Origin of the sequence: Acetoanaerobium noterae (genome assembly GCF_900168025.1) — a bacterium.
GTDB lineage: Bacteria > Bacillota > Clostridia > Peptostreptococcales > Filifactoraceae > Acetoanaerobium > Acetoanaerobium noterae.
Window position 1 is genome coordinate 184,232 of record NZ_FUYN01000001.1, and the last position, 19,693, is coordinate 203,924.

Consider the following 19,693-nt stretch of genomic DNA (forward strand, 5'->3'; position numbering starts at 1 on the left):
AGCGTTTACACCTCCAATCTGCCGCTCATCAAACGTGGGAGTAAAAGGTCACGCTGTTTTTTGAGGTTTTGATTTTGTTTCATCAAATTCTTAATTTCAATAAAAATGGGATTTATTTTCTCACTAAAATTATATACTAGCCCTTTACTTGGATTGATAACCTTTAACTTTTCAAACTTACCTTTACTTAAATTTGTCATTGTTGCACCAGTTGCACCAAAAAGTTCTATTGTTTCTTTTAAAGATTTACAAGTGAAATATAACCATTCTAAATATTTTGCATCATCAGGAATAATTGAATTTATTTGCTGATTGGTGTGTGCTTTTGATGAATTTATAGCAACAACACCACCTGTACCAATACAACTAACCATAATTGAATTTTCAGGCAGTAATTTTTTGGGTTGTGTCTTATGCCCTTTAAATGACAACCACTCTTCAGTCTCAATCACAAATGAATTTCCATGCATATCTGGTGTTTTAACAAACATTATCTCATTTGAATAGTTATCGGGATCCGACGTAGGAGGAGTTTTACCAGTTTCAACTCGACCATATTCTTTCACGCGTCTTACTTCCCAACCTTCAGGCAAACCATTCACAAACTTTGTATTCTCATGGTTAGGAAAGCGAAAACGTACAAACCATTCTTTATACAGCTCTTGTGCTGCTTTTTCCAGCAACTCAACTCGACGGTTGTTGTTCTCTATTAAATCGTCGTAGGTTGAGAGAATATCAGAAACTCTTTTCTGTTTCTTGAAATCGGGAACAATGAATTTGAACTTCAGCATCTTTTCAACACTAAAATTATCCTGTGTTGCACCTAATGAAGCTAATTGCATTTCCTTCTTTAGCATGTCAAAACTATATTTTACAAACCTTACATCAGCTTCATCATCGAAAGGAATAAAACCAACAATACTATCAGGGAAGCATGCATCTATATCCAGAATTGCGGTTTCAGCAATATTAGCAGCTATTGTAATGCAAAGCGTTCCTTTTTTCCATAGTTTACTTTGGGCTAACCCTTTTTCATTATATGTTTGAGAATATTTACTCAAATAAAATTCCGAAGCCTTAACATCGCCGGTCTGAACAAATGGATATTCACCACCATATAACGATTTATCATCACGCGGTCTGTGTCTTGATCTCCCACGAGATATTTCCCCAAGTTGATTGATGCGCTTGATTTTCCATTCTCCCATTACATCACCAACTCTCTTAAGTTGTCAGTAATCTTTTTTTCAAGCCCATGCGCCTCATCATTTAAACTCAAAAGTTCATTATTCAAAGACAGCATTTCTTCCTTAAATTCTTCCACAGTCATCCCGTCATCTTCAATAACAACCCCAACATATCTACCTGGATTCAGCGAGTAATCTTGATCCTTAATACCATCTTCGCCTTCAATCTTAGCCGCTTTACAAAGTCCTGTTACATCAACGTACTTACCTTCTGGGAAATGTTCAAGGAGCCAGTCAATATTGGCCTGCCAGTAGGCGATATCTTTATTTTCATCAACCTCACCACCGCCTTCAAGATGTGCGATTTCATTTTTATACTCATCAATCAGCGCGACAAACGCATCACTATCCCCTTCATAAAGGCGTGAAATGATTGCCAAGTTTTTTATCTGCTCATCAGAGAATTTACGATGTGCTCGATCCACTTGCGTAAAAATATTTCTGGCATCAATAAAGAGGATCTCGTCTTTATTTTTATGGGCAGCATCAAAAAACCACAGTGTAGCTGGAAGGGTTACTGTATTAAACATATTTTTGGGTAATGTCACCATTTGACTAACAACACCACTCTCAATCAATTTCTTACGTATATCTTTTTCACTATTGCCCGCATCTGATGCGGAGTTCGCCATAACCAACGCAGCTTTTCCTGTTTTTTCTTTGATGGATGTAGCAAATAGATTAATCCATAAGTAATTACCATTTGGAACTGTTTCACTGGCATTTTTCTTTGTCTTACTCTTATTCTGAGGAACACCGTAAGTATTAAATCTCGGCTGATCCTTTACATCAGAAAGCTCTATTCCATCCACATTAAATGGCGGGTTTGCCATTACATAATCAAACCTACCAAAACAATTATATGGGTCATTGTAATAAGAATTGGTATGTGTAATTGTGCCACGGATATTATGGAGAGCTAGATTCATCTTAGCAAGTTTTACGGTCGCACCTGTCTTTTCAACACCATACGCACGAAGGTTCAGTTCATTGCCTTTATCTCTATGGGTTGCTATATAATGGGCAGTTTGAACAAACATACCACCACTACCACATGCAGGGTCAAATATTTCACCCTCAGTTGGATTCAACACCTCAACCATATAACGTACTACTGTCGATGGCGTAAAAAATTCACCACCACCTTGACCTTCTGCCAGTGCAAACTTTCCAAGAAAATACTCATAAATATCTCCGAAAATATCAATGCTCGTATTATCTGGAATGTCCTTAAATGCTTTAAGCAATTTCTTCAGAACTGCTTTCCCGTCCTTACCATCAACTGCATAGTATTCATCCTTTGGAAGAGTGTCTTCTAATTCCTTTGTATATAGCTCGATGTCAACCATTGCCTGCTTCACTTTTTCAGGGATATTCTCAGTCTCAGGCAAGTTCAATAAAAAATCATATCGTGCTTCATCTGGTAGGTAAAATCCACATTTCTCAATAGCAATTTCATGAATTGCTCGCTCCATACGAGATCCTTTTAGTTTATTATATTCTTCTAAAATTGCTGGCTCGTATTGTTTATATTTACTTTCAGCGAATCGCAGAAAGATTAGTCCAAGTATTGGTGTTGCATATTCACTGGACTTAAGTCCGGAATCAGCTCTAAGTGTATCGGCTGATTGCCAGAGAGTATCTTTTAAGTTTTTTAATTCTGTATTTGTCACAGTTATTTCCTCCGTGTTATCTGTATTCAATAATCTGGTTTCTGCCTACTGATTATTATTCTTCGGTTTAATGTATTTTCCAGTAATAATTCGCTCATCTTTTGGTTTATCTGCATCTTTTGGAATTGCCCACACAGATGCATGCTTCATCGCACCTTCTATCCGTCCTTCAACGCAAAGAAATTGAACGCGCCTTACGGATAATCCCCATTTTTCTGCAGCTTCTTTTACAGTCATGTATTCAAACATAAATGCACCTCTTAGTTGTCAGTAGAAAGCAAAGCCAAGGAGTCAATCCAGTTACTAGAATTACTTTGCCTGTCTTTATTGATATTAATAACATGAATATTATTTAGTTTATTTGTTTTCAGCTTTTGCGCAATTTTTTCTGAATTTGTATCAGGATTAATTTCAATTACAACAATATTCTTGTTTTCCATATCAATTAAAGATCTAATGATTCCATTAATATGCTCATCATCAGTGTTAAAACCAAATCCAATAACACATATTAAATCAGATGACTTGAAGTCATCGTACATTTTTACATACTTCTTTGACATCTCAATGCATGTCATTGGCTTTGTTCCACTTTGAGTAAAAAGCAAAGGAACAAGGAAATGTATTTCATTGGCATCAAGTTCTTCTTTAGTGCCAATTCTATTTATATACGGATCATACCATAACTCTGTCGAACCGTTTAAATAGCATATTTCTGTACCTAAAACATCCTTAATGAAAGTATTATAGTTTGTCGTAGCAATTGTTGTGGGCTCAATTTCACCGCTATCTATTTTCGATTTCAGATCGTGATAATAGCCTTCATTAGAAAAACCACCGACTTCAGAAATCTGATTCTTGATATAAGCTCTAACAGTATGAAGAAATATGTTAATCTTACAGAATTTAGCCCACTCCTCTTTAGGACAATATAGATAGTGCCAATTGGAATCGATCAAAGTTTTATAATCTAAAACTGATGCATAAATATTTTCTATGATATTACGTGCAAATTGTAATATCGCATGATCATCATCTGAAATGACTTCAATCGTTTTTGCTTCCATAACATACTCAAGTCCTGACAAGCCAGATGCCTGATAATTTAATTGCAATATTTCACCAATGTCATCAAACAAGTCAATTTCGTCGTCTTTTTTTGAAAATATTCCATCATTAATTTTCTTAGTTAACGTCTCACTTAAAGCCCCAATTTGCAACTGGAAAATTGAAAGAATGATTTTGCGCAGTTCCAATCTGATATTATCTGGAATCAATGACTTGTCCTTGTATATCTTCAATAGGGCTGACAAGTAGTTACTCGAAAATATTTTGTTACCATCTTCAAAGTAATTTATAAAGGCGATTTGTTGCTTTAAATTACAATTATTTAGTTTTGTACCTAATTTCTCTTCGATTATAGCAGTGATAGATTTTACGTACTTCTTATTAATTTTGTCCTCTTCGTACTTTGCAATATCATCAAAATCATTTAATTTCTTAATAATTCTCTCACGGTTATGTTCAATAGTATCCTTGATAATAGACTCAAAAACTGTTTTGCCGTAGGAGCCCACACTTTTGCTTAAATAGTCATCTGGCAACCAGTTCGCAGCATATGCAGTAGAAGAATCAATAGAGTCTCTGTTCTCCTTAAAACTCTTTTTACTTATTGAGCTATCTTGTCTAAAGATCTCCAAAGCAAATTTTCCACCAGTTGGCAATCCATATCCTACTTCTGCGCCTGCACCAAATAAAAATCCAGCTTTCATGATATCCCCCTTGTTTTTATATTACATTTCTATTTTATTTAATCGTAAAATACTTCCAAATACTATTTTATTCGTTCTAACGCATTCCGTCAATGCAATTGCAAATACTTTATCCAAACTGAAGTAGACCATTTTCGCAACCCCACGAAAATGGTCTAAAAAGTTATAATACATCCCTCGGATCTTCTCTCATCTGCACAAGCAAAACTCCAACATTTGAACCAATTTCTGTTGCCATTTTTAAAATGTCTTGTTCCAATACTTTCTCTTGCTCAATTGCAAGGTCTATACCGCCCTTTAGTTTATTGAAAAACGATCCCGATTTCGGATTAGTTCCTGATACTCCAGAAAATAAATTACTGGCAAAAGAATGTGCCCTGCTCACTTTTTCATTATCAAACAACTTATCTCTATTCGGCTTAACATACTTTTCAACAGCATTTTCATAATGCAATATCAACCAAAGTTCAAAGCATGGGCTTGTCACTGTGAGAATATTGTCTGCACATGCTTTTTCAACAAACTCGACATAGTCCTCTGGCTTTTCATAGCTGTCTCGATCAAACACAATTACAAATCTATCAATTGCTTTGTCAAATTTTCCATCACGCATTAAGGATTTCTTCTTTTCCTCAATTAGCTCTAACAATTTAATTGGGTGACTGTAACTACTGATGTCACCTTCCTTATGAAGGATAACCAGTTCAATATGACTGTTGATGCCAAGCTCTTTTCTGTTGTTATCAATGCCTTGAAAATATTTTCTTTCTGTATTGGCTCCTTCAAATATCAAATAATATCTTCTTAAAGGTTCAATCTTAATATCTTCGTCAAATCTATTTGTAAGTGACCTAAATTCTCTTAGTGGGCTCATTCATCTTCACCCACCTTGTCAGAAAAGTTTTTCAGCACCGGCACCGCACCATATCGACCTTCCAAATATGCCTTACTCAACTTTTTATCATAACGCTCTTTGAAACGGTCTAGTGAATAAAGATGAGAAACATTGTCTTTGTTTCTTTCTACAAACCAGATTTCATCTCGTCTTAAGAGCTCCTGATCCATAATAGTCGATTCATGGGTTGTAAAGATAAGCTGTGTATTATTTTCCTTAAGATGCTCAAAGAAGAGTTCCAAGAACTTATAAGTCAGCTTTGGATGCAGGCTTCGCTCCAGCTCATCAATCACATAAATCTTGTTCTTTTCATTGCTGATCAAAATGTCCAGTAAATCAAATAACCTTCTTGTGCCATCAGACTCTTCAGAGAATTCAAAGTCACTAAATGCATTGCCATGTTCAAGCATGATTGTCGTAATAACAGGTTCTTCACCCTTAGCACCCTTTATATTATAGAAAGCTGTATTGGTTCTAAGGGACATCATGGCTTTCATATTATCTGCCGAGTCCTCAAGCTTATTTTTGAAGGATTGCAAAATATCATCAGCTATTTTAGTAGGAATTTTATTCTTTAAGTCAGCCACTGATATTTCTTCAATTTTTACTTTTGAGATTCCCGTGTCAAACAATTCAATGATTTCATTGATTTTGTCGCTGCCACCGTCACCATAGAAGTATTCAAAGTCGGTAATGGGTTGGTCAGGGAATATCGTTACCAGATCCTCATCAAACCATTCAAAGACATCTCTGAAAAAGGTCAGTTTTGATTCCTTATTCATCTTTTTATTACGGTTCATTTCTCTAATAAACAGCCCTGTATTGTTGTCTTCAAAGTCTAATTTATAGGTTTTAAAACGCATGGTGTCAATTTCATCGAGCATCAAATTCTCGCCAAGTTCAAGTCTGTTCATATCTGTCTCTCTTTCAAAAAGCATGGTCTGAGTATTTTTTGAAGGCAATAGTTCATAAAGCCACTCAGATTTTATGATTTGATCACTCATTAAAAGACTAAAACCATAGGCATAAAATTTGCCATTCTTGAAGATTTCAAATTCAAATTTGCTTTCTTTCTCATGATTTTCAGAGAAAACTCTACAGTACATTTTGCTGGCTTCCATAGGAATTTTCTTTGTAATTACATGCTTTGCAAATCTGATTGCATCTATGATATTCGTTTTACCCGAAGCATTAGCTCCGTATATAGTTGCATTGCGAAGCACAGACACCTTATTCAAAGCAATAATATGTTCTTTATTGGTTTTAAGTTTTTTAGCTGGAATCATTACAAGTTCTTGTCTATCATTAAAAGATTTAAAGTTCTCAACGCTGAATCTTATAAGCATAATTCATACCTCCTAAAGAGACTTTTTCTCTTTATCATTATTATACTCATTATAACCCTGTTTTATTCGGCTGTCAAAGTTAAAGAGATTTTTTCTCTTTATTTTCATTTATAGCAATAAAAAAGACTTTTACGCTCAACTCTTTAAAAGTTTTGAGCGTAAAAGTCAAAATAGTTAAGTACAATTAAATAGATTCGAAGTTATTCGATTTTCTTAAGCTACAAACATACCCTCACTACTACCCAAAAGTATGTGTAGATTTATAATACTCTTTCGCCATCCTTCTTTGTTTCCCCCAGGCATTCCAAAACATTGCCTTATTATCAACCGCAAACTCTAACTCGATTTTTTCTCTATTAATTTTGTCATTATCATGAGCTATCAAAAAGATTTTTATATCTACAAATGTGGTAGCAATAACCCTATATTTTGCGTTTGTTCTATTCTTATCGCAGACACAAACATCAAACGAAGTATTAAACTCCTTAAATAATCGTCGAGCGGTATATCTTTTTCTTAAATCAATATTGCTATAATCTTGGAGTAAACAGTCTATATCATATTGCAGTTCTTCATAAATATTATTTGATTGACCAACTTCCAAACAAATATACTCTTCACAGGAGTTAAACTTTCCAAACATTGCCCAAACGCCACTAATATTTTTATATTTTAGAACTTTGTTTGTTTTAATTATAAATACCCCTGAATCAACTTTTTTCAATCTAACAAATCCATCCACGTTATCACAACTCTTCTTTTTATTTACCACTCAAAACTTTATTATCAAAACTTATTTTTGGAAATTTTATTTTGAAAACGTCGCGCAGTGCGTGACCACTCACAAAGGAATTCGGCACTCACTGCGTATCGGATCTAGTCTCATACTACATTTTTTTAAATCCACACATTCCCCGTCGTGTACCCATCATCACATTTTACCTTATTCCCTGCCGCTCCAGTCCCATAAGCACTCTGTTTATTCCGCTTCTTAAAGCTAAATAGCAGCTGCCTTCTATAAAAGTCCCCTCTCGGACTCCCATCAGACATTACTTGATTTTCCGTAGTCCCACTACGCACTCTACGTGCATGGTGTGGCTAAACATATCAACAGGATAAGCTATATCCATCTCATACCCTAGCTTTGAAAGTCTTTCTACATCTCTTGCTAGGGTAGATGGGTTACATGAAATATATACTATTTTTTTAGGGTTCATTTTTGCTATAGTATCTAAAACTATTTCTTCGCAGCCTTTTCTTGGTGGGTCTACCACTACTACATCGGCTGTGATTCCTCTGCTATAGAGTTCCGGTACTACTTCCTCGGCTTTTCCTGCGTAAAAACTAGCATTTTCTATATTATTTCTTTCAGCGTTTTTCTTTGCATTTTCTATTGCTTCTTTTACTATCTCTATACCATATACATGTTTGGCCTTTTTTGCTAGAAATAAAGATATGGTTCCTATACCACAATAAATATCATAAACTACGTCTTCACTTGATATAGCTGCTAGCTCTAGGGCTTTATTATAGAGCACCTTTGTTTGTATAGGATTCACCTGATAAAACGATAGTGGCGATATTTCAAAAACTAAATCATCAATCGTATCTTCTATTATTCCATCACCATATAAAATTTTGTTTTCTCTTCCAAGAATAACATTTGTTCTGTTTGGGTTTATATTTTGAACCACAGTTCTAAGCCCTGGAAGTTTAGCCTCTAGCATCTCTACTAGAGCATCTATTTTAGGCAGCTTACTTTCTTTCGTTACTAGTATTACCATTATTTCATGTGTATGAAAGCCTACTTTTGTAACTACGTGTCTTAGGTTTCCTTTATGTGTTTTTTCATCATATACGGAAATTTTGTATTTTTCTATGTACCGTCTTATTATCTCCAAAATAACATCATTAACCGTGTCTTGAACATAGCAAGTAGTCAGAGGTATAATCTCGTGAGACATTTTTTTGAAAAAACCCATCACAGGTTTTCCTTTTTTATCTATTCCCACTGGAAACTGGGCTTTGTTTCTATAGTTGTATGGATTGTCCATTCCTATAGTATCGATTACATTTGGATTTTCCACTTTTCCTATACGGCTTAGGTTTTGTACTACTATGTCTTTCTTTATTTCTAGCTGTTTACTGTAGTTTAGCTGCATTATCTGACATCCACCACAGCTATGGGCAATAGGGCATACTGGTTTTACTCTATCTGCAGATGAAGATAATATTTTTTTAAGGTCAGCAACTGCGTAATTCTTTTTAGATTTTACTACCTTCCCTAATACAATATCTCCCACAAGTCCACCTTCTACAAATACAGTAAAGCCATCTACTTTTCCTATTCCTTCTCCCGAGTGACCTAAATCAACTATTTCTATTTCATATTCTTTTCCTAGCTTTAACATAATCTTCTCCTTAATGACATATATAAAGCCGAAAGCAAGGCTTTCGGCCATATTATTCAATATTTAACTATACAAAAAGATGCTTTGCTTTATAACCTTTATATGCCATAACTATACTACTTATTACAAGTATCACACCAAGAATAGGTGGAACTACTGTAAGTGCTGTAGCAAAGCCTTGGCTTCTTCCAGTTTGAGCCATATTATTGGCTATAGCAGTAGCCATGTTTCCCATGACATATAGTCCATTTTTTGCCCATACGGTTCCTGTCATGAATCCAATAGGAGCAACTGATAGACTCATATAAAATCCATTAACGCTTCTAGCTTTTAATCCTCTTGAGCCTAAGAATATAGGAACAAAGAAAAGTGCTGGCAGTACAAATCCAAACCACTGTGGAGAGAGTACTAAAAATAAAATTGATGTAAATAAAAACCATCTTTGGTATACATTTACCCAGCCTACTTCATTTCTTAAATCCCCTAGAGCGGCATTAAGATATCTGATATAGTATTCCACTTGATCTTTAACTTCTTTTGCATTGGCAGTGGCTGAAAATTTATTATTTAGTTCTTTTCCTTTTTTAACTAAAGAATTATAAACCTCTAATAAATTATCTGGTACCTCAAGTTTTTTGTATTCATTTTTAATGTTTTCCAACAGATTATAGAATTTATCTTTTTTATTACCTAATTGAGGGTATTTTTGAATCCTATTCTGAAGTGAATCAATTACAATTACGATGTCTTTCGTACTCACAAAACTCCCCCTTGCATAAATTTATTCTTAACTTATAATACCATATGAAATAATTATTGACTATTTTATTATATTTTTTTAAGTATAATCTGCTTAAAATAAATATTATCAAGCACTATTTCTAAGTAAAGATATAATCAAAGGCTCTCGCAATGCGAAAGCCTTTGAAAAATCATAAATTAGATTTATTGCTTTTTCTTTTTTTCAGCGTTTAGTATCGCTCTAAGGCTAATTCCAGCAACAGAAAATACTATAGCCCAAGTTATTACTAAAAATCCTAAAGCTGCACCTGTCATGTAATCGCCTCCTATTATACTCTAATACTTACAACGTTTTCTTCAATTTCCTTACCATATTTGTTCTTGATTGATTTGTAAGACTGCATAGCTCCAGCTGCAACAACAACTAGAATAACTAATCTTGCTGCGTTAACCCAAGGAATAAGAACCGGAGTACCTGCTACAAAGTCAGGAACAAATTTAAAGTATCCAGCTTTAATATAGTCTAGTGTCGAGAAAACTAAAACTATTACTAATGCTGCTGGAGTAAGTCCTCTCATGAATACTGTGTAGAACCACTTAGGCATTTGCCAGATTCCACCTTTGTTGATTTCTGTAAGAGCTTTTTCTCCCATAAGGAATGCAACCACTATGATTTCTATTAATCCTAGAACTAGAAGAAGGTATGAACCTACCCAGTTATCTATTTCTGTAAAGTAAGCTAGGTCAGCAGTCTTATTGATAATTTGCTCAAGACCAACTGGTAATCCTACTACAACATAAGCCGCAAATATTATCCAAGCTGCAGTTTTTCTCGGAATTCCTAAGTCTTCCTCAACTAGAGCTGTTAGATAGTTGTACATTGCGATAGCTGATGTAAATCCAGCGAAGAATAGTAGCAAGAACCATAATCCTCCAAAGAACTGACCTCCAGCCATAGTTCTAAATACGTTAGGAAGTGCTATAAATGATAATCCAACTCCTGCTCCTATACCATCTGGTCCAAGGAAAGCATAAGCTATAGGAATAACTATAGATCCACCAAGAACGATTTCCGCAAACTCATTTAATGAAATTGTAGCTATAGAAGAAACAACAACGTCATCATCTGGTTTTAAGTATGAAGCATAGTTACAAATAATACCCATACCAATTGATAATGTGAAGAATATCTGTCCTGCTGCTGCAAGAGCTGATCTCCAAGTAAGTGTACTAAAATCTGGATTCCAGATAAAGTTTAGACCCTTTAGTGAGCTCCACTCAGGGTTAACTGGAGAACCAATAGTAAGAGATCTAATAGCTAGTACTATACCAAATACATAAAGTACTGGCATCATTAACTTCGCCCAAGCCTCGATACCTTTTTCTACTCCACGCATAACTGCAAATGATAAACCAACAAGTGCAATTATCCAGAAAGTAAATACCATTTTAGGATCCTGGATATAACCTACAAAGAAATCTGCTGTAGATTGGCTTTGATCCATGTATGCACCAGTAAATGATGATACCGCAAATCCTAGTGTCCATCCGATAAGATGGTTGTAATATGAATTAACAAGTAATGTAACTGCAAATGCTAGACCTCCAGCAATTGCTCCAAGTATAAGTGCTGTTTTTGGCTTTGCGCCTTCTCTTGCTTGTAAGTACACCATAGGTCCAAGTGTACCATGTCCGTATTTACCACCATATCTACCTAAGTTCCACTCACTAAGCATTAGCGGAAGTCCAAGGATAATAAGTGCTGCAAAGTATGGAAGCATAAATGCTCCTCCACCATTGCTTGCTGCTTGATAAGGGAATCTCCAGAAGTTACCTAATCCTACAGCATTACCTGCCATGGCAAGAATAAGTCCTATTTTGGATCCCCAACTGCCTCTTGTGTTTTCTGCCATTATTCCATTCCTCCTTTTTATTGAATATTCTGTATACTCTGAAATATATCATAGTATATCCCTTATTATAATACCTTTGCATAATCTAATCAATTAATTTTTTGATAATTCTAAAGGTTCTTAATAATAAATATTAATCAGATATATAAGTTTTCTTGTATATTCATAATTTAAAGGCAAATGAGAAAAATGAAATTTGTTTGTTTATAATTTGTCAAATTCAGTAGATACCTTAACCATCATGTCAGATATCGATAATCCATATGGACATCTAGGCTCACATTCTTTACAGTGTATACAATCTGATGCATTTTTATCAGATGATTTGTATCTATCTACTGCCCAAGTCTCCAAATCATATCTTTTTAGATAGCCTTCAAGAAGAAATTGCATAGGTATATTTATTCCTACTGTGCACGGCATGCAGTAGCCACATCTTCTGCAGAATTTATCTCCCATATTTTCCTTTAAGTATTTGATATCCGCTAGCTCTTTCTCTGATAGAGGGGAATCATCTTCGACAGCACTTTGGTTTACTTTTATTTCTTTTTCGTCTGCCATACCAGGAATAAGTACATCTAAGAAGTCTAGCTTTGTTAGGTACCTAAGCGCTAGTCTTGCGTCCTCTAGCGCTCCTCCAGCAAGTGGCTTCATAACAATAGTTCCCATGCCCTTTGCTTTGGCTTTTCTAAATACTTGCGCTCCTTGATTTTCAACTATATTAAAAGGAAATTGAACTGTAGCAAATTCGTCTGTATCTATTGCCCTGTCAAGCACACTCACGCTATGACTAGTTATTCCTATTTCTTTAATTAACCCTTGCTCCTTCGCCTCTTTGAGAGCTCTTAATGCTCCATTTTCAGAAAATACAAGCTCAAAATCAGCTTCTCCTAGATTATGAATTTGGTATAAATCTATATAGCTTCTTTTCAATCTATCTAGTGAGCCCAAGATATCTTTTTTCATGGCTTCATATGTTCTTGCCATGCTCTTGGTTGCAAGATAAAAGCTATGAGGATTTTCTTTTAAAGCTTCTCCTATGTATTCTTCGCTTACTGTGTATCCTACTGCTGTATCAATGAAATTGATTCCAGATTTTTTAGCTTGATTTATTATTTGTTTGCACTCTGAAATATCTACTCTTTGTATAGGAATTCCACCAAATCCCAGTTTATTTATCGTCATATGTGTTTTGCCCAATCTAAACATTCTAATAGCCCCCTTTTGTTAGTCTTAATTATATTATACAAAAAAACTGCCCATTGGACAGTTTTTTATAATACATATATTAGTCATCATAATTGAGAAAATTTTTCTATAGCATTTTCACTTCGCCTTTATATACTAATCCGCTTTGAGCATCTATAGTTATAGTTTCATTATCTTCTATTAGCTTTAAAGCATTTGTGGCAGATACTATTACAGGTATTCCTAGGCTCACTCCAACTACAGCAGCATGGCTAGTAAGACCGCCTTCTTCTGTAATAATTGCAGATGCCTTGTTTATTATATTCATCATATCTTTATCTGTACTAGATGCTACTATAATATCACCTTGTTCTATTTCCATATTAGAATCTGTAATAAGTCTAGCTCTACCAGAAATATTTGTAGTTCCAACACCTACGCCTCTTATAAGTATTTCAGAAGCAATATGGACATTGATTAGGTTTGTTGTCCCTGCTATTCCTACTGGAACACCAGCAGTTATTACCACAAGGTCTCCAGATGAGATATAATCCATATCTAAAGCACTTTGAACTGATTTTTCGAATACATCATCTGTAGACATTCCTTTTTCAGTAAGTAGAGGATACACCCCCCAAACAAGACCCATTTGTCTCATAACCATTTCAGAGTTTGTCGCTGCAATTATTGGAGCAGATGGTCTATAGCTAGATACCATTCTAGCAGTGTAGCCAGAAGCTGTAGCTGATATAATTGCACTTGCTTTTAAGTCAATAGCTGTCGTACAAGTTGCATGACTGATGGCGTTTGTAATGTTTAGCTGACGAAGCTTAACTTTAGTTTTTAGTAATTCTTCATAGTCCAAGGTTTGCTCTGCCCTTATAGCTATAGACGCCATAGTCTTAACAGATTCAAGTGGATATTTTCCAGCTGCTGTTTCGCCTGACAGCATGATAGCATCTGTACCATCAAATATAGCATTAGCAACATCTGTAACCTCTGCTCTTGTAGGTCTTGGATTTCTTATCATTGAATCTAACATTTGAGTAGCTGTTATTACTGGCTTTCCAAGTATATTACATTTTTTGATTAACTCTTTTTGAACTATAGGAATATCCTCTGTAGGGATTTCAACTCCCAAGTCACCTCTTGCAACCATCAAGCCATCAGAAACCTCTAATATTTCGTCTATGTTGTCTACGCCTTCTTGGTTTTCTATCTTTGAAATAATCTGTATATTAGTAGCATTATTTTCTTCTAGGATTTCTCTTATCGCTAACACGTCAGATGCTTTACGTACAAATGATGCCGCAATAAAATCAATTCCTTGCTCAATACCAAATTCTATGTCTTTTTTATCTTTTGGAGTTATTGCAGGAAGATTTATTTTTACATTAGGTACGTTTACGCCTTTATTGTCTTTGATAGTGCCAGCATTTTGAACTATGCATAGTATCTCTTGTCCTTTGATTTCTTTTACCGCAAGACCTACTAGACCATCGTCTATAAGAATTTGGTTGCCAGGCTTTACATCGTTAACTAGTTCTTTATATGAAACTGTACACTTTGTTTCATCGCCTAAAACCTCTTCCATAGTAATGATGAAGTTTTGTCCTTCTACTAGATTTACTTCTGGAGATGAAAATTTACCTGTTCTAATTTCAGGGCCTTTAGTATCAAGCAGTATTGCAATTGGCAGATTCATTTCATTTCTAGCTGCTTTTATGTTATCTATTCTCTTTCCATGCTCTTCATAATTACCGTGAGAGAAATTAAGTCTACATACATTTAGGCCGCTTTTTATAAGCTCCTTAAGCGTATCAATGCTTTCACTAGCTGGTCCTATAGTGCATACTATTTTTGTTTTTTTATTGAACATACTATCACTCCTTTTATTTTTTCTATATAGAAAGTATCTGAGCTAGATTGTACATATCTAAATTAAATTGTCTTTTCATGCTAAGTGCTTCATGTATATCCAAATCTATAATGTCATTATCTTTAATTCCTACGACTCTAGAAGATTTTCCATCTATTAGAAGCTGAACTGCCGCTCCTCCTAGCCTGCTTCCAAGTAGTCTGTCTGTAGCTGATGGTGTTCCACCTCTTTGTATATGTCCAAGTATAGTAGATCTCGCCTCTAGTCCAGTTCTTTCTTGTATAACGTGGCCTATTTCTGTAGCTGAGCCTACACCCTCTGCAACTAAAATTATACTTTGAGTTTTTCCTCTATTATTTGAGCTTATAAGCTTTTTGCATATTTCATCCAAATCATAAGGCATTTCTGGAACTAAAATTGCCTCAGCTCCACCTGCTAGTCCTGCGTATAATGCTATGTCCCCACAGTTTCTGCCCATCACTTCAATTATGCTCACTCTTTCATGCGAGGAGGTAGTATCTCTAAGCTTACTGATTGCATCTAGAGCAGTGTTTACAGCTGTATCAAAGCCTATAGTAAAATCTGTATATGCCAAGTCATTGTCAATCGTTCCTGGAATACCTATTGCAGGAAAGCCCTGTTCACTGAGTGCTTTAGCTCCCATAAATGAACCATCTCCACCGATTACTACTAAGCCGTCTATTTTAAATACATCTAAAACATTTAAAGCCTTTTTTTGACCTTCTTTTTCTTTAAATTCTAAAGATCTAGCTGAGCGAAGTATAGTACCTCCTCTATGGATAATATCGCCTACAGATGAAATTGACATTTCTTGTAGCTCGCCTTCCATGAGACCTTTATAGCCTCTTTGAACTCCGTATACCTTAATATCATGATAAATTGAGTATCTTACTACCGCTCTGATAGCAGCATTCATTCCAGGAGCATCTCCCCCACTTGTTAATACTGCAATTTTCTTCATTATACTATCCCTCCAAATCAAGGGAGCGTTTTTGTCCCTTATTGTCGTTTTTCATCCCACTATATATAAAAATATATGGCAGGTGGCCCCTACCATTTTTTAATATTATATCAGATAAGGGCCGTTATTCATAGTGCTTGATTTTATTTTTACTTTATCTTAATATTCTCTTCACCTATTATATCTGCTAACTCTTCGAGCAATTCCTCGCATAATTCTACAGCTTCTATTTTTTGAGGAGCAAATACTTTTTTTGATTTGCTGTCAAAATAATAAATATAGGTGTTTCCAGGATATTGATTTATTACTTTTTTTATTTCTTTTAGCAAGTCTTTGTCCTCAATATTATTTACCCTTAAATATAGAGAATTATCCATTTGATTTGAAAGAGATTCAATTTTTTCTGCAATTATTTTTGGTTCTTCGTCTTCCTTTAAGGATAATCTTCCGTGAACTAGGATTGCTACATCTTCTTGCAAAAGAGAAGACTCTTTAAGAAAAATTTTGGGAAACACTATTATTTCCACTGTTCCGTATATGTCCTCTAGGGTTAAAAAAGCCATCATGTCTTTATTCTTAGTCGATTTTATGCTTTTCTTATTTATTACTCCACCAATTTTTACGCTCATATTGTCTTTGAATTGGTTTTCAATGTAATTATCTTTCATTTCTCTTAGCGTCAAGGTTGTTGTAGTTGTTATTCTAGATAGCATATCCTTATATTCATTAAGTGGATGACCACTTAAGTAAAGTCCAAGTACTTCTTTTTCCATCTGAAGCTTTTCTTTATCATTAAACTCAGAAAGCTCTATAATTTTAGCTTTTACTTCATTTTGAAGCTGAGTATCAAAAAGAGAAACCTGTCCTTCTATATTATTTTTCCTTGAATTTGAAATACTAGAAAGGATTTTTTCATATCCAGCCATGATACTAGCTCTATTTGGTATCAGCTCATCAAAGGCTCCACATTTTATAAGGCTCTCAATGGTTCTTTTGTTTATATCCTTTTTATCTAGTCTTCTTGCAAAGTCATCAAAATCAATATATATGCCCTTTTCTTCTCTTTCAGCTACCAGATTTTCCACAAAATGTACTCCTACATTTTTTACTGCACATAGGCTATATCTTATGTGGTTATTTTCAACTGCAAACTCTGTGAAGCTTTTGTTGACATCTGGCTTTAGGACTTCTATTTTTAGCCTTTCGCATTCTCTGATATACTCTACAACTTTATCTGTATTTCCCATGACACTCGTCATTATAGCCGCCATAAATTCAACAGGATAGTAAGCCTTTAAATATGCTGTTTCATAAGCAAGCACAGCGTAAGCCGCTGCATGAGATTTATTAAAAGCATAATTTGCAAAATCTATCATATCATCAAATATTTTGTTGGCTATTTTTTCTGGAATCCCATTTCTTACACATCCATTAATTTCTATATTTCCATTTTCGTCTTCTTTTCCATATACAAAATTACGTCTTTCTTCTTCCATGACATCCATTTTTTTCTTACTCATAGCTCTTCTAACTAGGTCTGACCTGCCATAGGAGTATCCAGCTAAATCTCTAACCACTTGCATAACCTGCTCTTGATATACTAATATTCCTCTAGTTACTTCCAATATAGGGCGTATTGATTCATGGTCGTAAACTACAGAATCAGGATTGTTTTTATTCTTTATATATAAAGGAATAGAATCCATTGGCCCTGGTCTGTAAAGCGAAATTCCAGCTACTATATCTTCGAAGGTCTCTGGCTTAAGCTCTTTCATAAACTGTCTCATGCCACTGCTTTCAAGCTGAAATACGCCTAGAGTATCTCCAGACGAAAGAAGCTCATATACTGCCTTATCATCGTAATCGCTATTTGAAAAATCTATGGTTATATTTCTTGTTCTTAATATTATATCTATTGCCTTTTGGATAACTGTAAGAGTACGAAGCCCTAAAAAATCCATTTTAAGTAGCCCTAGTTCTTCTAGAGTGGTCATAGGAAACTGAGTAGTCACAGCGTTATCTTGAGTATATAAAGGTACATAGTGGTCTACCGGCTCCTTTGATATAACAACTCCTGCTGCGTGAGTAGAAGCATGTCTTGGCAAGCCCTCTACGTTTTTGGCTACATCTATAAGCTCTCTTGCTTTTTCATCTTCGTTGTATATTTTTCTTAGATTAGGATTTAAATCAAGCGCCTTTTCAATTGTCATGTTTAGGGCAAAAGGTATTTCCTTTGCTACTTTATCCACATCACTGTAGCTTATTCCCATAACTCTTCCTACATCTCGTATAGATGAACGAGCTCCAAGGGTTCCAAAGGTTATGATTTGTGATACATGGTCGCTTCCATATTTTTCTCTTACATAATCAATTACTTTTTCTCTTTTTTCATAGCAAAAATCTATATCTATATCTGGCATCGAAACTCTCTCAGGGTTTAAAAAGCGTTCAAATAGCAAGCCATATTTTATTGGGTCTATATCAGTAATACCTAGAGTATAGGCTACAATTGAACCAGCCGCAGAGCCTCTACCTGGGCCTACCATTATATTGCTTCTTTTCGAAAAATCTATAAAATCCCAAACTATAAGGAAGTATTCAACATAACCCATATTTTCTATTACATTAAGTTCAAAATCCAGTCTTTCTTGAAGCTTAGAATCTATGGTTTTATATCTATCTACGAGGCCATTTTGGCACAGCTGTCTAAGATACTCGCTAGGAGCTTTGTTTTCCGGTACGCTGTACTCAGGCAAATGAATAGTATTAAAATCAAAGTCCACATTACATCTATTGGCAATTTTCCAAGTATTTCTAAGTGCCTGCGCATCATCTGGAAACAGTTCATACATTTCTGATTGCGACTTAAAATAGAATTCATCTGTTTCAAATTCCATTTTATGCTCATCTGCTAAGGTTTTTCCAGTTTGGATACATAAGAGAATATCATGGGTTTTAGCATCGTCCTTATCCACATAATGCACATCATTGGTTGCTACTAGAGGTATCCCCGTGTCCTGTGAAAGCTTTCTAAGAAATATATTTACCTTTTTCTGCTCTCTTATTCCGTGGTCTTGAAGCTCTAGAAAAAAATTGTTTTCACCAAATATATCTCTGAGCATAAGTGCAATTTCTTTCGCTTCTTTATATTGACCATTCATAAGCTTTTGCTGGATTTCTCCTGCTAGACAGGCCGATAGTCCAATTAATCCCTCTGAATGCTCCTTTAGTATTTTGTAGTCTATTCTAGGTTTATAATAAAAGCCCTCAACAAAACCCATAGATACTAGCTTTACTAGATTTCTATAGCCCTTTTCATTTTCTGCAAGAAGTATTAGATGCCCTGATTTTTTATCTATTCCTTCTTTGTCCTTATATGTTCTTGAGGCTGTATATACCTCACAGCCTATTATAGGCTTAATTCCATTTGCCTTTGCTTTTTTATAAAAATCAATAACGCCAAACATAACTCCATGGTCTGTTATTGCTACAGCATCCATTGAGTAATCCTTGGCGCGTTGTATTAGTTTATCAATTTTGGCAAATCCATCCAGCAAACTATACTGAGTATGAAGATGAAGATGCACAAATTTCTTATCCATAATTACCACCATCCAACACTACTTTATAAGAATTCATTTTATGA

14 protein-coding genes are annotated in these 19,693 nt (G+C 34.9%); all 14 read right to left on the reverse strand.

Annotated features, from left to right (window positions below):
• Window positions 1–5: 5 nt before the first annotated feature.
• On the reverse strand, window positions 6–1,208 hold the full coding sequence (locus B5X47_RS00900; protein WP_079588359.1) for a restriction endonuclease subunit S: 1,203 nt from the start codon (window positions 1,206–1,208) through the stop codon (window positions 6–8).
• Window positions 1,208–2,920 carry a type I restriction-modification system subunit M gene (locus B5X47_RS00905; protein ID WP_079588360.1) on the reverse strand — a complete coding sequence of 571 codons (1,713 nt, stop codon included), beginning with the start codon at window positions 2,918–2,920 and terminating at the stop codon, window positions 1,208–1,210. The genes B5X47_RS00900 and B5X47_RS00905 overlap by 1 nt, the downstream gene beginning before the upstream one ends.
• Window positions 2,921–2,965: 45 nt before the next feature.
• The gene (locus B5X47_RS00910) at window positions 2,966–3,169 is read right to left on the reverse strand and encodes a helix-turn-helix domain-containing protein (protein WP_079588361.1); all 204 of its coding nucleotides are present in this window, start codon (window positions 3,167–3,169) and stop codon (window positions 2,966–2,968) included.
• An 11-nt stretch (window positions 3,170–3,180) separates the two neighbouring features.
• Window positions 3,181–4,692, reverse strand: a complete 1,512-nt coding sequence (locus tag B5X47_RS00915; protein ID WP_143215734.1) for a hypothetical protein — start codon at window positions 4,690–4,692, stop codon at window positions 3,181–3,183.
• A gap of 163 nt (window positions 4,693–4,855) precedes the next feature.
• Entirely contained in the window at window positions 4,856–5,566 is a 711-nt protein-coding gene (locus B5X47_RS00920) for an RloB family protein (protein ID WP_079588363.1), read from the reverse strand.
• On the reverse strand, window positions 5,563–6,933 hold the full coding sequence (locus B5X47_RS00925; RefSeq protein ID WP_079588364.1) for an AAA family ATPase: 1,371 nt from the start codon (window positions 6,931–6,933) through the stop codon (window positions 5,563–5,565). The genes B5X47_RS00920 and B5X47_RS00925 overlap by 4 nt, the downstream gene beginning before the upstream one ends.
• Before the next feature lie 238 nt (window positions 6,934–7,171).
• Window positions 7,172–7,657, reverse strand: coding sequence for a hypothetical protein (locus B5X47_RS00930; protein ID WP_143215735.1), 486 nt, complete (start codon window positions 7,655–7,657; stop codon window positions 7,172–7,174).
• A gap of 325 nt (window positions 7,658–7,982) precedes the next feature.
• The gene (gene rlmD / locus B5X47_RS00935) at window positions 7,983–9,344 is read right to left on the reverse strand and encodes a 23S rRNA (uracil(1939)-C(5))-methyltransferase RlmD (protein WP_200805057.1); all 1,362 of its coding nucleotides are present in this window, start codon (window positions 9,342–9,344) and stop codon (window positions 7,983–7,985) included.
• Between the two features lie 67 nt (window positions 9,345–9,411).
• Window positions 9,412–10,104 carry a hypothetical protein gene (locus B5X47_RS00940; protein WP_079588366.1) on the reverse strand — a complete coding sequence of 231 codons (693 nt, stop codon included), beginning with the start codon at window positions 10,102–10,104 and terminating at the stop codon, window positions 9,412–9,414.
• Between the two features lie 310 nt (window positions 10,105–10,414).
• Entirely contained in the window at window positions 10,415–11,998 is a 1,584-nt protein-coding gene (locus tag B5X47_RS00945) for a sodium:neurotransmitter symporter family protein (protein WP_079588367.1), read from the reverse strand.
• 204 nt (window positions 11,999–12,202) lie between these two features.
• Window positions 12,203–13,207 (reverse strand): aldo/keto reductase, encoded by a 1,005-nt coding sequence (locus B5X47_RS00950; RefSeq protein WP_079588368.1) that lies wholly within the window; start codon window positions 13,205–13,207, stop codon window positions 12,203–12,205.
• A gap of 106 nt (window positions 13,208–13,313) precedes the next feature.
• Window positions 13,314–15,065 (reverse strand): pyruvate kinase, encoded by a 1,752-nt coding sequence (gene pyk / locus B5X47_RS00955; RefSeq protein WP_079588369.1) that lies wholly within the window; start codon window positions 15,063–15,065, stop codon window positions 13,314–13,316.
• Between the two features lie 22 nt (window positions 15,066–15,087).
• Window positions 15,088–16,047 carry a 6-phosphofructokinase gene (pfkA, locus tag B5X47_RS00960; RefSeq protein ID WP_013361861.1) on the reverse strand — a complete coding sequence of 320 codons (960 nt, stop codon included), beginning with the start codon at window positions 16,045–16,047 and terminating at the stop codon, window positions 15,088–15,090.
• 149 nt (window positions 16,048–16,196) lie between these two features.
• On the reverse strand, window positions 16,197–19,649 hold the full coding sequence (locus tag B5X47_RS00965) for a DNA polymerase III subunit alpha (RefSeq protein WP_079588370.1): 3,453 nt from the start codon (window positions 19,647–19,649) through the stop codon (window positions 16,197–16,199).
• Window positions 19,650–19,693: the final 44 nt, after the last annotated feature.

What these genes read in the sequence shown, in the direction of transcription:
- B5X47_RS00900 (WP_079588359.1), bottom strand. Translation starts at nt 1,208, where the DNA reads ATGGGAGAATGGAAAATCAAGCGCATCAATCAACTTGGGGAAATATCT.
- B5X47_RS00910 (WP_079588361.1), bottom strand. Translation starts at nt 3,169, where the DNA reads ATGTTTGAATACATGACTGTAAAAGAAGCTGCAGAAAAATGGGGATTA.
- B5X47_RS00915 (WP_143215734.1), bottom strand. Translation starts at nt 4,692, where the DNA reads ATGAAAGCTGGATTTTTATTTGGTGCAGGCGCAGAAGTAGGATATGGA.
- B5X47_RS00920 (WP_079588363.1), bottom strand. Translation starts at nt 5,566, where the DNA reads ATGAGCCCACTAAGAGAATTTAGGTCACTTACAAATAGATTTGACGAA.
- B5X47_RS00925 (WP_079588364.1), bottom strand. Translation starts at nt 6,933, where the DNA reads ATGCTTATAAGATTCAGCGTTGAGAACTTTAAATCTTTTAATGATAGA.
- rlmD (WP_200805057.1), bottom strand. Translation starts at nt 9,344, where the DNA reads ATGTTAAAGCTAGGAAAAGAATATGAAATAGAAATAGTTGATTTAGGT.
- B5X47_RS00945 (WP_079588367.1), bottom strand. Translation starts at nt 11,998, where the DNA reads ATGGCAGAAAACACAAGAGGCAGTTGGGGATCCAAAATAGGACTTATT.
- B5X47_RS00950 (WP_079588368.1), bottom strand. Translation starts at nt 13,207, where the DNA reads ATGTTTAGATTGGGCAAAACACATATGACGATAAATAAACTGGGATTT.
- pyk (WP_079588369.1), bottom strand. Translation starts at nt 15,065, where the DNA reads ATGTTCAATAAAAAAACAAAAATAGTATGCACTATAGGACCAGCTAGT.
- pfkA (WP_013361861.1), bottom strand. Translation starts at nt 16,047, where the DNA reads ATGAAGAAAATTGCAGTATTAACAAGTGGGGGAGATGCTCCTGGAATG.
- B5X47_RS00965 (WP_079588370.1), bottom strand. Translation starts at nt 19,649, where the DNA reads ATGGATAAGAAATTTGTGCATCTTCATCTTCATACTCAGTATAGTTTG.